Origin of the sequence: Streptomyces sp. Isolate_45 (assembly GCF_024721315.2) — a bacterium.
GTDB lineage: Bacteria > Actinomycetota > Actinomycetes > Streptomycetales > Streptomycetaceae > Streptomyces.
In genome coordinates this window covers 1-12,468 of the sequence record NZ_JANFAK020000214.1, presented here as the reverse complement: position 1 = coordinate 12,468, position 12,468 = coordinate 1, and the positions used below count along the sequence as shown (strand labels likewise).

Sequence of the window (12,468 nt, the reverse complement as noted above, 5' to 3'; positions counted from 1 at the left end):
CCCCCCCCCCCCCCCCCCCCCCCCCCCCCCCCCCCCCCCCCCCCCCCCCCCCCCCCCCCCCCCCCCCCCCCCCGTTCGGGGGCCTGCGGCGGCGTCAGCCGCCCAGCGGCAGGCCGCCCACGGGCAGGGTGCTCACCGGCAGGGCGCCCACGGGCAGTCCGCCGAGCGTCTTGGTCGCGGTACCGGCCAGCTCGCCGGCCGGACCGGTGGTGGGGACGGCCCCGGTGACGGCGCCCGTGGCGTCGGTGGCCGCGGCGGTGGCGCCCGCGGAGTCCGGCGCGGTGAGCGCGCCCAGCTGCGGCACGGACTCAAGGCCCGCGGCGGCGGCGACGCCGGCCGCACCGACCACCGGCGCGGTACCGGCGGCGAGGAGCAGCGCGGTACGGGCGATCCGACGGGTCAGGGGGAGGGACATGATGCTCCTAAGCGGTAGCGGCTGAGTACGCCGTGTACAACCGCTCCCGGGGTGGATCGAGTTGCGGATGCCCCGGGTAAAGGATCGGTAATGCGTCGGCTTATCGGCTTCGGCGACAAGCGCATGAGATGGCCGCACGCCCTCCCGCCACGCCCGCCGACCAGCGCGTCCGCCGTCCGGCGCCGCCGGGGTGCGGGCGCCGCGCGCCCCACCCCCCGCGGGGGACGGCTCGTACGCCTGTCCGCGCGGCCGTGGCCGCGGCCGCGGTCACCGGGAGCGGGTCGGGAAGATCCGTACGTCCTGCGGGCCCGCCGCGCGCGGATCACCGGAACCGGACGCCCCGGGAACGCTCGACACCCACTCGCCCCGGTTCTCGCCCGCGATCCAGGCCATGCCGTCGTGGGAGACCCGCTGGATGCCGAGCTCGGCGGCGTGCGCGACGGCCCAGTTCGCCAGCTCCCAGCCGCGCCGCTGGTCCCGCACCGGCAGGGCGACCTCGCTCGTGTCCCGGGGCGCGGAACTGCCGTGCGGGGCGCCGGCCTTCGGCAGCACTCCCGCGCCGAAGTCGCGGCCGAGGGCGTCCCGCACGCGCGCCGGATCGCCCTCCGGCTGCGCCTTCGGGCCGGCGCACGCCAGCATGTCGCGGGCCTGCCCGGTGAAGGCCATGGTCAGGAGCGCCGCGTCCGGCTCGTGCTTCGCGTAGGCATCCGGGAAACCGCTGCGCTGCACCTTCTGCGCGGCCACCGTCAGGGGCATCCCCGCGTACCCGGGGACGTCCTCCAGTCGGTCGTAGAAGATCCCGGCCGAGTACACCGGGTCCATGATCTGCTCCGGGGTGCCCCAGCCCTGGGAAGGACGCTGCTGGAAGAGTCCCAGCGAGTCCCGGTCGCCGTGGTCGAGGTTGCGCAGCGCGGACTCCTGCATGGCGGTGGCCAGCGCGATCGTCACGGCCCGCTCGGACCTCCCCCTCGTCGTCCCGACGGCGGCTATCGTCGCCGCGTACCGGGCCTGCTCGGGGCTCAGCTCGTAGGCGCGCGCGGTCCCCCCGCCCGCCGCGTCACGGGCGTCGCGCACCTTGCAGTACGGGGCGCCCGCCCCGCCGTTGGACTCGTACTGGACGACGAGGTACCCGGCCAGGCCGAGCAACACGAACAGTGCCGCGGCCCCGCGGAGCGGGCGGCGGCGCCGGGGACGGGAGCGATCGGTCTCGGACACGCGGCTACCGTACTTGAGGCATATGACGCGTCCACCGGCCGGACGGACCCGGTTCCGGGGCATCCCGGGGCGTTAGGGTCGGGTCCATGTCCGAATCCGAGCTGGACCTCACCCTGGACGCCGCCGAGCTGACCGCCCGGCTCGTCGACATTCCCTCCGTGAGCGGCGACGAGAAGGTACTCGCCGACCTCGTGGAGAACGCGCTGCGCGGCATCCCGCACCTCACCGTCGACCGCCACGGCAACAACGTCGTGGCCCGTACGCACCTCGGCCGCGCCGAACGCGTCGTACTCGCCGGCCACCTCGACACCGTGCCGATCGCCGACAACGTCCCCTCCCGCCTCGACGAGGACGACGTCCTGTGGGGCTGCGGCACGACGGACATGAAGTCCGGGGTCGCCGTGCAGCTGCGCATCGCCGCGACCGTGCCCGAGCCGAACCGCGACCTCACCTTCGTCTTCTACGACCAGGAGGAGGTCGCCGCCGACCTCAACGGCCTCGGCAAGGTCGCCGAGGCCCATCCCGACTGGCTCACCGGGGACTTCGCCGTCCTGCTGGAGCCGTCCGACGCCGAGGTCGAGGGCGGCTGCCAGGGCACCCTGCGCGTCCTGCTCCGCACGGCCGGCGAGCGCGCGCACTCCGCGCGCAGCTGGATGGGCTCCAACGCCATCCACTCCGCCGCCCCGATCCTGGCGAAGCTGGCGGCGTACGAGGCCCGCAAGCCGGTCATCGACGGCCTGGAGTACCACGAGGGCCTCAACGCGGTGCGTGTCGAGGGAGGCGTCGCCAACAACGTCATCCCCGACGCGTGCACGGTCACCGTGAACTTCCGCTACGCCCCCGACCGCACCGCCGAGGACGCCCTGGCCCACGTCAAGGAGGTGTTCGCCGACTGCGACATCGCCGAGTTCGTGGTCGACGACCACTCGGGCGGCGCCCTGCCCGGCCTGTCCCACCCGGCCGCCGCGGCCTTCATGGAGGCGGTGGGCGGCCGCGCCATGCCGAAGTTCGGCTGGACGGACGTGGCCCGCTTCAGCGCCCTCGGGGTGCCGGCGGTCAACTACGGCCCGGGGGACGCCCTACTGGCCCACAAGGTCGACGAACGCGTGGAGACGAAGGCGATCCTCCATTGCGAGGAACGACTCCGCGCCTGGCTGACCTCGTAAATTCCCCTTCTCGTCACCTTTGTGCGCCTAACCTGATCCAACGATCAGCAGGAGGGAGCACATCATGGGCAACCACCGCAATTCCGAAGGGGACGCCCGTCGTCGGCCCGAGGAGCAGCAGCTCGGGCCCGTGCTGCGCAGGCGGAGCCAGGTGCAGGCGGGCAGTACGACGGACCAGCGGCTGTTGGATTCGGCCGGGCCCTCCGAGTGGGTGCACACCGATCCCTGGCGGGTCCTGCGCATCCAGTCGGAGTTCATCGAGGGCTTCGGCACGCTCGCCGAGCTACCGCCCGCGATCAGCGTGTTCGGCTCGGCCCGCACCCCGATCGACTCGCCGGAGTACGACTCCGGGGTACGGATCGGACGGGCCCTCGTCGACGCGGGCTTCGCCGTCATCACCGGCGGCGGTCCGGGCGCGATGGAGGCGGCCAACAAGGGCGCGCGGGACGGCGGCGGCATCTCCGTCGGGCTCGGCATCGAGCTGCCCTTCGAGCAGGGGCTCAACGAGCACGTCGACCTCGGACTGAACTTCCGGTACTTCTTCGTCCGCAAGACGATGTTCGTGAAGTACAGCCAGGGCTTCGTGGTCCTGCCCGGCGGCCTCGGCACCCTCGACGAGATGTTCGAGGCGCTGACCCTGGTCCAGACCCAGAAGATCACCCGCTTCCCGATCGTGCTGTTCGGCACGGAGTACTGGAGCGGCCTGATCGACTGGCTGCGCAACACGGTGATCGCCCAGGGCAAGGCCTCGGAGAAGGACCTCCACCTCTTCCACGTGACGGACGACGTGGACGAGGCGATCGCCCTGGTGACGAAGGAAGTCGGCAAGTAGCACCCGCCGCTCCGCGCGCGCCCACCGTTCCACCCCCGGCGGCCGACCGTCGGGGGAGGACGGCCGGGGACACCGCGGGGCCGGCTCTTGCCGTGGCCTCCGACGAGGCCGCTCAGGCCAGGCCGCGGCGGGCGACCGCCGGTGGGCGGTGGCCCTGGATCGACGCCACCATGTCGAGGATCTGCCGCGTCTCCGCGACCTCGTGGACCCGGTAGACCCGGGCGCCCAGCCACGCCGAGACGGCCGTGGTCGCCAGGGTGCCCAGCAGGCGTTCCTTGACCGGCTTGTCGAGGGTCTCGCCGACGAAGTCCTTGTTCGAGAGCGACACCAGCACCGGCCAGCCCGTGGCGGTCATCTCCCCGAGCCGGCGGGTGGCCTCCAGCGAGTGCCGGGTGTTCTTCCCGAAGTCGTGCCCCGGATCGATCATGATCGCGTCGCGTCGGACGCCCAGCGCCGCCGCGCGCTCCGCGAGCCCGACCGTGACGGCCAGGATGTCCTCCATCACGTCCTCGTACGACGTCCGGTGCGGCCGCGTCCGCGGCTCCACCCCGCCCGCGTGGGTGCAGACCAGGCCCGCGTCGTAGCGAGCCGCGACCTCCGCGAGCTTGGGGTCCACCCCGCCCCACGCGTCGTTCAGCAGGTCCGCCCCGACCTCGCACACGGCCTCGCCGACCTCGTGCCGCCAGGTGTCCACGCTGATCACCACGTCGGGGTGGCGGCGCCGCACCTCGGCCACGAAACCGACGGTGCGCCGGGCCTCCTCGGCGGCGTCGACGTGCTCCCCGGGGCCCGCCTTCACACCCCCGATGTCGATGATGGCCGCGCCCTCGGCGACGGCCCGCTCGACCCGGTCCAGCGCGGGCTCGTCGTGGAACGTCGCGCCCTGGTCGTAGAAGGAGTCGGGAGTCCGGTTCACGATGGCCATGATCACCGGCTCGTGGTCGGCGAACTCTCGTCTGCCCAGTCGCAGCATCCTGCTCTTTCCTCCTTCGGCGACCCTTGCGCCTCGTCTGTGACCTTAACCTGGTGGCCGGAGCCTCTCAGGGGAGTTGATCGTGTTCTGGTTCTTGCTGATCGCGCTGGTCGTGGTCGTGGCCGCGGTCACCCTCGCGGTGGTCGGCGGCGGTTCGGAGGCCGTACTGCCCGAGGCCGAGCCGGACCGGGTGGCCGACGGGCTGCCGGAGAGCCGCCCGGTCGTACGGGCGGACATCGACGCCCTGCGGCTGCCGGTCGCCCCCCGGGGCTACCGGATGGCCGAGGTGGACGACGTCCTGGACCGGCTCGGGGCCGAGCTGGCCGAACGGGACGCGCGGATCGCGGAGCTGTCGGCCGTCGCGGCGCGGCCCCGGGACGCGGCGCCCGCCGCCGCCTCGATCGACCTGACCAAGGACGCGCGGTGAGCGGTGGCCTCGCGGCCGGGCCGGACGGCGTCCTGCGCTGCCCGTGGGGGCTGGCCACCGAGGACTACGTCACCTACCACGACACCGAGTGGGGCAGGGCGGTCCACGGCGATGACGCCCTGTACGAGCGGCTGTGCCTGGAGGCGTTCCAGTCGGGTCTGTCGTGGCTGACGATCCTGCGCCGCCGCGAGGGCTTCCGCACGGCGTTCGCGGGCTTCGAGATCGCGGCCGTCGCCCGATTCGACGCGTCGGACGCGCAGCGGCTGCTGGCGGACGAGGGGATCATCCGCAACCGGGCCAAGATCGAGGCCACCCTCGCCAACGCCAAGGAGCTCGCCGGTTGGAAGCCGGGGGAGCTGGACGGGCTGATCTGGTCCCACGCCCCGGAGGAACCGGGCCGGGCCCCGAGGACCGTGGCGGACGTCCCGGCGGTCACCCCCGAATCCACGGCCCTGGCCAAGGCCCTGAAGAAGGCCGGGATCCGGTTCGTCGGTCCCACGACGGCCTACGCCCTGATGCAGGCCTGCGGACTGGTCGACGACCACCTGGCGGGCTGCGTCTCCCGCGGGGCCTGAGCCCCGCGGGAGGAGGAGCGGTACGTCAGCGGCCCAGGTACTTCGGCGGCTGCTTGGCGAGGAAGGCCTGGACCGCGATGGAGTGGTCCTCGGAGGCCCCCGCGCGGGCCTGCAGGGCCTCCTCGCGCTCCAGGGCCTCGGGGAGGCTGCGGGAGGCCCCGTACGCCAGGGACTCCTTCAGCGCGGCGTAGGCCACCGTGGGGCCCTGCGCGAGGGTGCGGGCCACGGACTCGGCCTCCGCGCGCAGATCCGCCGCGGGCACCAGGCGGTTCGCGATGCCCAGCTCGTACGCCTCGCGCGCCTTGACCGAGCGGGGGAACAGCAGCAGATCGGCGGCGCGGGACGCGCCGATCAGGCGGGGCAGGGTCCAGGACACGCCGGAGTCGGCGGTCAGCGCCACCCCCGCGAAGGAGGTGTTGAAGGACGCCTCCTCGGAGACCACCCGGTAGTCCGCCGCCAGGGCGAAACCGAAGCCGGCCCCGGCCGCGACGCCGTTGACGCCCACCACCACGGGCTTGGGCATCTCCGTCAGGGCCCGGACGATCGGGTTGTAGTGGTCGGCGACGGTGTCCATCGTCAGGGACGAGCCGTTCTCGCGGTCGGCCGCCAGGTTCCCGATGTGCTCCTTGAGGTCCTGACCCACGCAGAAGGCCCGGGTGCCCGCCGCGGTGAGCAGGACGGCCCGCACCCCGGTGTCCGCTCCCGCCGCCACGACCGCGTCGCGCAGGGCGACCTTGGCCTCCGTGTTCATGGCGTTCATCGCGTCCGGACGGTTGATCGTGATGGTCGCGAGTCCGTCGGTCACTTCGTAGAGCACGCTGTCGGCCATGGCAGGGGGTCCCCCTTCGTCGCGGGCTTGGCTACCGGCCGGTACCGGCCGGTGCAAGGGTCAGCATGGCGGACGCCGGGACCACCGGACATGTGATGTGCGTCAAACAAAGCGGACGCCGTCCCCGGGGAGCAGCGGCGAAGTATCGCAGGCGGGTCCCCGAAATGAGTGGTTTTGGCAGAGCGCGTTGCGCAAGCGTTCCCAACCGATGTTGGTCATCGGGTCCTGACATGCGGGATAATGGCCGGGAAGCAATGTGTTCGATGCCGGGTACTAGGCGCCTGAACGGGGCCGTCGGCTGACGATGAGCTGGTTTCAGGAAGGGGAACGAGCATGGCGGCCATGAAGCCGCGGACGGGCGACGGCCCGCTCGAGGTCACCAAGGAGGGGCGGGGCATCGTCATGCGCGTACCGCTTGAGGGCGGCGGTCGACTCGTCGTCGAGCTGACTCCGGACGAAGCGGACGCCCTGGGTGACGCCCTGAAGAAGGTCGTCGGCTGAAGCGTCGGCACCATCTGAACCATCTGTGCACCGCCCCGGCCGCTATTGCGTCCGGGGCGGTGTCGCGTCCGCCCCCGGGCGGCGCCGCGGCGGTGCGGATGCGGGGCGGGTCGGCCTCCGCCGGCTCCGTACGGGTCTCAGCGACGGACCGCGCACAGCAGTCCGTCACCCACCGGGAGCAACGCCGCCTCCAGGGCCGGGCTCTCGCGGACGCTGCGCAGCAGCTCGCGCACCCGGGTCACCTCGATGTGGACGGCCGTGGAATCGACGGTGAGGCCGTCGGAGAAGACCCCCTCGAAGCACACCAGCCCCCCGGGACGCAGCAGGCGCAACGATTCGGCGAGGTATTCGAGGGACTCGGCGGGATCGCCGTCGCAGAAGACGAGGTCGTACCCGCCGTCCGCGAGCCGGGGCAGTACGTCCAGCGCGCGGCCGGGGATGAAGCGCGCGCGGTTGCCCGCGAAGCCGGCGGCGCGGAACGCCTGGCGGGCGAAGGCCTGCCGGTCGGGTTCGGGATCGACGGTGGTCAGGACGCCGTCCGGGCGCATTCCGTGGAGCAGGTGGATGCCGGAGACCCCGGTGCCGGTGCCGATCTCGGCGACCGCCTTGGCGTCCGCGGTGGCGGCGAGCAGGCGCAGCGCGGCCCCGGTGCCGGGGGAGACGGAACGCAAGCCCGCTTCCCTGGACCGGTAGCGGGCCCATCGCAGAGCGTCGTCCTCGGCGACAAACGCGTCGGCGAACGCCCAGCTCGTCTGCCGGTTGCCGCTAATGACCCTCTCCTGTCCCCATAGTTGGCGCAACGGTGACTGTATCCGCTGGCGTCGGGAACCCGCAGATGGGACCGGGCGTTGGGAGGGGTAGACGCGGGACGGAGGGGACGGCAGCGGGCAGATCGGCGGCCGAGGACCCGAGGCCCGTGCAAAGTTAACGTAAAAACGCTTATCCGGAGCTGACGGGAGGGGTGGTTATGGTAGGGGCTCCACTGGACACCACCAGAGCCGACAGGGGAGGTGCGGCTGCGCCTGTGGATCGTGGAGGCGTCCTCAGACGCTTCTTCTGGTCGGCGGGTGAGCCGAAATCCGTGACCGACATTGCTGACCGCTTCCACACCGCCGACACCGCAACCACCGCGACCTTTGCCGCCGATGCGGGCTCCCAGGCGTGGACCCCTCCCACGTGGGAGGAGATCGTCAGCACGCACAGCGCGCGGGTGTACCGCCTCGCCTACCGTCTGACGGGCAACCAGCACGACGCCGAGGACCTCACCCAGGAAGTCTTCGTCCGCGTCTTCCGGTCGCTGTCCACGTACACGCCGGGCACCTTCGAGGGCTGGCTGCACCGCATCACCACCAACCTCTTCCTGGACATGGTGCGCCGCAAGCAGCGGATCCGCTTCGACGCCCTCGCCGACGACGCCGCGGAGCGGCTGCCGAGCCGCGAGCCGTCCCCCCAGCAGGTCCTCCACGACACCCACTTCGACGCGGACGTGCAGCAGGCGCTGGACACCCTCGCGCCGGAGTTCCGTGCCGCCGTGGTGCTGTGCGACATCGAGGGACTGTCCTACGAGGAGATCGCCGCCACCCTGGGGGTGAAGCTCGGCACCGTCCGCAGCCGCATCCACCGGGGTCGCTCGCACCTGCGCAAGGCGCTCAAGCACCGGTCCCCGCAGGCACGCGCCGAACAGCGCGCGCTGGCCGGGGTGGCGGTGGGTGCCCCGGGCGCCGGGGGAGAGGGCGGAGCCGAGTGAGCGGAGCCAGTCCGTCCCCCGCCGAACAGCACCTGGGTGACCGGCTCGCCGCCCTCGTGGACGGGGAGCTGAACCACGACGCCCGGGAGCGGGTCCTGGCCCACCTGGCGACCTGCGCCAAGTGCAAGGCCGAGGCCGATGCCCAGCGCCGTCTGAAGACCATGTTCGTGGAGAGCGCGCCCCCACCTGTTTCCGCCGGGCTGCTCGCCCGGCTCCAAGGCTTGCCGGGAGGTGGGATCGACGGCCTGTCCGGCCCACCGGGCACCTCGGGCCCGTCCGGAGTCTCCCGCGGACCGGGTCTCGCGCCGCCGCCGGGCGGCGAGCCCTTCGGGGGCTTCGCGTACGCGGCTCCGGCCGCCCCCCGCGAAGGCTTCCGCATCCATGAAGTGGGCCGCCCCAGACACCGACTCGCCTTCGTCGCGGCGGGAGCGGTGTCGCTGGCCGCGATCGCGCTCGGTGGCTCACTGCCGCTGGAGGCGGTCGAGCCGAACGCCCGTGGTGAGGCGCCGGCCGCCCGGCCCGGCCCCGCGGTGCCGCTGACGGCGGTCGTCCGGGACCGGCTGCCCAGTCCCGGCGGCGTGCCCAGCCTGGGTCCGTCCGGTCAACTGCCCGTGACCGCCACCGCCACCCCGGCCACCGCGCAGCCGGTTTCGCTCTCCCGCTGAGCCGGTGGGGCCGACGGACCCGGGCCCCCGGTGGGCCCGGGTACCTGGTTGAATCTGCGGCAGATGCGCCGCCGTGCGGTGCGACAGGCCCGCGGGGGAGCATCCATGTCCGACAGCCAGCAGCCCGACCGTCAGCAGCCGCCCGGTCAGGACCCGAAAGCCCAGGACGCCACCGTCGGCCCACCGAGCCCGGCGCCCCCCGCCGACGCTCCCTCCGCGGGCCTGCCCGACAGCCACTCCGACGTCCCGCCCTCCGAGGGGCGGCAGCCCGACGGTCAGCGGTCCGACGGCGAGCGGTCCGACGGCGAGCGGTCCGACGATCCGCAGCGGGTTCCGGCTCCGCGGTGGTGGAGCCGGCCCGCGGGACCGGCGGGCGGATCCCCGGCCGACGGCCCGTCCCCGGATCGGGAGCCCGGCGCGGGCACTCCGGACGCCGCGGACGCCGCGGCAGCCGAGGGGCCCGCTGACCCCTTCGCGTTCCCCGACGCCGCGCCGGGCGGTGGCCCCCGCTACGACCCTTGGGCCGACCGCCCGCTCCAGGTCACGGACACCGGTCGGGCCCCCCGGGCGCCGCGGCTGTGGCAGTTGGCCGCCTTCGGCGCCGTGATCGCGCTCCTGGCCGGCGGCATCGGCGGCTACCTCGGGATCGTCGCCGAGCGGCGCAGCAGCACCCGCCTGGAACTCCCGCAGGCGGCCGCGGAGAACAAGGGCCGGGCACCGGACAGCGTGGCCGGGATCGCCGCGACGGCCCTGCCCGGAGTGGTCACCCTGCACGTCGCCGGCGGCGCGGGCGGCGGCACCGGCACGGGCTTCGTCCTCGACTCGCAGGGCCACATCCTGACGAACAACCACGTGGTCGCCGGCGCCAAGGACATAACGGTCACCTTCAGCACCGGCGAGAGCGTGCCCGCCACCCTGGTCGGCCGCGACGGCGGCTACGACCTGGCCGTCGTGAAGGTCACCGGCGTACGGGGCCTGCGGCCGCTGGCCCTCGGCAACTCCGAGAACGTCAAGGTCGGCGACCCGGTCGTGGCCATCGGCGCCCCCTTCGACCTCTCCAACACCGTCACCGCGGGCATCATCAGCGCGACCGGCCGCCCCATCACGGCGGGCGGCGACAAGGGCGACGGCAGCGACATCAGCTACGTGGACGCCCTCCAGACCGACGCTCCCATCAACCCGGGCAACTCCGGTGGCCCGCTCCTGGACTCCCGTGCCCACGTCATCGGCATCAACAGCGCCATCCGCGGCGCGGACCAGGGCGAGGACGACGGGTCCGGGTCCCGCCAGAGCGGCAGCATCGGCCTGGGCTTCGCGATTCCGGTCAACCAGGGCAAGCGCGTCGCCGAGGAACTGATCCGCACCGGCCGCGCCACCCACCCCGTCATCGGCGTCACCCTGGACATGCAGTTCAAGGGCGACGGCGCCCGCGTCGGGACCAAGGGCGAGGACGGCAAGCCGCCGGTGGTCGCCGACGGGCCCGGCGCCCGCGCCGGCATCAAGCCGGGCGACGTGATCATCAAGGTCGACGGGGTCCGCGTGCAGGGCGGCGACGAGCTGATCATCAAGATCCGAGCCCACCGCCCGGGCGATCCGCTCCGGCTGACCGTGCTCCGTGACGGAAAGGAGCGCACGCTGGACGTGGTCCTCGGATCCGCGAACGCTTCCTGAGGCCGAATGCGGAGTGACCACGGGGTGAATCCGGGAAAGGGCCGGCACCGGCGTAGGGGACCGAGGGCATCGCCGGGTACCGTTGTCCAGGCCCGACGTGGAGAGAGCCGAGGAGCGGCAAGGTGTTCAACGACATAGGCGCACTCGAACTGGTCACGATCGTGGTTCTCGCCATCCTCGTCTTCGGCCCGGACAAGCTGCCGAAGGTGATCCAGGACGTCTCCAACGTGATCCGCAAGATCCGGTCGTTCTCCGACAGCGCCAAACAGGACATCCGCTCCGAACTCGGCCCGGAATTCAAGGACTTCGAGTTCGAGGACCTGAATCCGAAGACGTTCATCCGCAAGCAGCTCACGGAGAACGACGACATCAAGGAGCTCCGGACCAGCTTCGACCTCCGCAAGGAACTGACCGACGTCACGGACGCGGTGAACGGCAAGGAGAACCCGGCCGCCGAAGCCGCCGCCACGCCCGCCGCCGGAACCGGCCCGGGCCTGCTGAAGAAGCCGGCCGCCCCGGCGCCCGAGCCGCGTACGCCCTTCGACGCCGACGCCACCTGAGCCGCCGCCTGCCCGGCGATCCCGGGTCGGATGGCTATCCTCCATCTGTCCGGACCGAAGACGCCCGAGGGAGGGGGTCCCCCCAGCGAAGCGAGGGGGAGGGCCGTTCCGGACCCGACGGAACGAGAGGCCGCCCAGATGGAGACGACGCGCAGTACCAGGGTGGGCGTACAGCCCGCCGAGATCCCTGCCGCCGCACCCCCGCAGACCGAGCACACCGCCCAGGACTCCCCAGGGACGCCCGGACAGCCCCAGGACGCCGCTGCGCCCGTCCCGGCGGCCCGCCGGACGGCGGAGGGGTACCTGAGCGCCGATTTCCCCTGGTACGGGCTGGACGGGGCCTTCACCGGCCGCCGCTGGCTCATGCAGGTCGGTACCGGCGCCGACGGCACCGTGGAACACGGTTCCACCGGTCACGGTGACGAGCCCTCCGCGCGCGGGGAGATCGCCACCGGCGAGAAGGAACGCTTCGCGGTGGTGATCACCGTGGCCAGCAACCCGTTGCGCCGCAGCGGCGACGGCACCGGCACCCTGGAGGCCACCTCGGTGTCCTCGGCGGCCTGGTTGGCCGGCTCCGGACTGCTGTCGTACAGCTGGCCCGGACAGATGGACCACTCCCTGCGCAGCGACTGGCTCGACCAGCAGACCGAGGCCGCCTGGGAGCTCGCCGACGACCTCGGCGGCGAGGACTGGTCCACGCTGTCCCTGCCGGTCGACGGGGAGCCGACGTCCTTCCACTACCGCGAGTCCGAGTTCGGCTGGGTGCTCGCCGGCTCCACCCCCGGCGGCGTCCACCTGGGTGCCTACGGACGGGGCATGAGCGCCTACGGGATCGGCTTCTCCGTCATCGCGGACCTGGGCGCCTACGAATAGCCGCCCGGCAGGGCCGAGC

15 protein-coding genes are annotated in these 12,468 nt (G+C 73.1%); 10 read left to right on the top strand and 5 right to left on the bottom strand.

All coding sequences use genetic code 11. The annotated features are described in order from the left end of the window. Positions 1 to 94: 94 nt before the first annotated feature. A complete protein-coding gene (locus NOD94_RS37070; protein ID WP_281210635.1) occupies positions 95 to 415 on the bottom strand; it encodes an ATP-binding protein in 321 nt (106 codons plus the stop codon). Positions 416 to 682: 267 nt separating this feature from the next. Further along, positions 683 to 1,630: a hypothetical protein gene (locus NOD94_RS37065; RefSeq protein WP_281210634.1), complete on the bottom strand. Its 948-nt coding sequence runs from the start codon at positions 1,628 to 1,630 to the stop codon at positions 683 to 685. Between the two features lie 86 nt (positions 1,631 to 1,716). Here NOD94_RS37065 and dapE point away from each other — a divergent pair, with 86 nt between their 5' ends. Together dapE and NOD94_RS37055 are read left to right on the top strand one after the other, a co-directional pair. Continuing rightward, entirely contained in the window at positions 1,717 to 2,796 is a 1,080-nt protein-coding gene (gene dapE, locus NOD94_RS37060; RefSeq protein ID WP_281210633.1) for a succinyl-diaminopimelate desuccinylase, read from the top strand. 64 nt (positions 2,797 to 2,860) lie between these two features. Continuing rightward, positions 2,861 to 3,628, top strand: a complete 768-nt coding sequence (locus NOD94_RS37055; protein ID WP_281210632.1) for a TIGR00730 family Rossman fold protein — start codon at positions 2,861 to 2,863, stop codon at positions 3,626 to 3,628. A 112-nt stretch (positions 3,629 to 3,740) separates the two neighbouring features. Here the strand turns inward: NOD94_RS37055 and folP are convergent, their stop codons facing one another. Continuing rightward, on the bottom strand, positions 3,741 to 4,601 hold the full coding sequence (gene folP, locus NOD94_RS37050) for a dihydropteroate synthase (RefSeq protein WP_281210631.1): 861 nt from the start codon (positions 4,599 to 4,601) through the stop codon (positions 3,741 to 3,743). A 76-nt stretch (positions 4,602 to 4,677) separates the two neighbouring features. Between folP and NOD94_RS37045 the strand changes: the two genes are divergently transcribed. Both NOD94_RS37045 and NOD94_RS37040 read left to right on the top strand, forming a co-directional pair. After that, on the top strand, positions 4,678 to 5,028 hold the full coding sequence (locus NOD94_RS37045) for a DivIVA domain-containing protein (protein ID WP_281210630.1): 351 nt from the start codon (positions 4,678 to 4,680) through the stop codon (positions 5,026 to 5,028). Then, positions 5,025 to 5,603, top strand: coding sequence for a DNA-3-methyladenine glycosylase I (locus NOD94_RS37040; protein ID WP_281210629.1), 579 nt, complete (start codon positions 5,025 to 5,027; stop codon positions 5,601 to 5,603). The genes NOD94_RS37045 and NOD94_RS37040 overlap by 4 nt, the downstream gene beginning before the upstream one ends. Positions 5,604 to 5,628: 25 nt before the next feature. Here NOD94_RS37040 and NOD94_RS37035 read toward each other — a convergent pair whose 3' ends face one another. Beyond that, the gene (locus NOD94_RS37035) at positions 5,629 to 6,432 is read right to left on the bottom strand and encodes an enoyl-CoA hydratase-related protein (protein ID WP_281210628.1); all 804 of its coding nucleotides are present in this window, start codon (positions 6,430 to 6,432) and stop codon (positions 5,629 to 5,631) included. A 333-nt stretch (positions 6,433 to 6,765) separates the two neighbouring features. On the opposite strand from NOD94_RS37035, the gene NOD94_RS37030 reads away from it, so the two are divergent. Next, positions 6,766 to 6,933: a DUF3117 domain-containing protein gene (locus tag NOD94_RS37030; protein ID WP_003966491.1), complete on the top strand. Its 168-nt coding sequence runs from the start codon at positions 6,766 to 6,768 to the stop codon at positions 6,931 to 6,933. A gap of 137 nt (positions 6,934 to 7,070) precedes the next feature. Here NOD94_RS37030 and NOD94_RS37025 read toward each other — a convergent pair whose 3' ends face one another. After that, on the bottom strand, positions 7,071 to 7,733 hold the full coding sequence (locus NOD94_RS37025; RefSeq protein WP_281210627.1) for a class I SAM-dependent methyltransferase: 663 nt from the start codon (positions 7,731 to 7,733) through the stop codon (positions 7,071 to 7,073). A gap of 167 nt (positions 7,734 to 7,900) precedes the next feature. Here NOD94_RS37025 and sigE point away from each other — a divergent pair, with 167 nt between their 5' ends. From sigE to NOD94_RS37000, 5 genes are all read left to right on the top strand, one after another. Beyond that, positions 7,901 to 8,680: an RNA polymerase sigma factor SigE gene (gene sigE / locus NOD94_RS37020; RefSeq protein ID WP_281210626.1), complete on the top strand. Its 780-nt coding sequence runs from the start codon at positions 7,901 to 7,903 to the stop codon at positions 8,678 to 8,680. Then, on the top strand, positions 8,677 to 9,345 hold the full coding sequence (locus tag NOD94_RS37015) for a zf-HC2 domain-containing protein (protein WP_281210625.1): 669 nt from the start codon (positions 8,677 to 8,679) through the stop codon (positions 9,343 to 9,345). The genes sigE and NOD94_RS37015 overlap by 4 nt, the downstream gene beginning before the upstream one ends. A 105-nt stretch (positions 9,346 to 9,450) precedes the next feature. Continuing rightward, complete coding sequence (locus NOD94_RS37010) at positions 9,451 to 11,016, top strand: trypsin-like peptidase domain-containing protein (RefSeq protein ID WP_281210624.1); 1,566 nt, start codon at positions 9,451 to 9,453, stop codon at positions 11,014 to 11,016. A gap of 122 nt (positions 11,017 to 11,138) precedes the next feature. Further along, complete coding sequence (locus NOD94_RS37005) at positions 11,139 to 11,576, top strand: sec-independent translocase (RefSeq protein WP_281210623.1); 438 nt, start codon at positions 11,139 to 11,141, stop codon at positions 11,574 to 11,576. A gap of 138 nt (positions 11,577 to 11,714) precedes the next feature. After that, positions 11,715 to 12,449: a hypothetical protein gene (locus tag NOD94_RS37000; protein WP_281210622.1), complete on the top strand. Its 735-nt coding sequence runs from the start codon at positions 11,715 to 11,717 to the stop codon at positions 12,447 to 12,449. Positions 12,450 to 12,468: the final 19 nt, after the last annotated feature.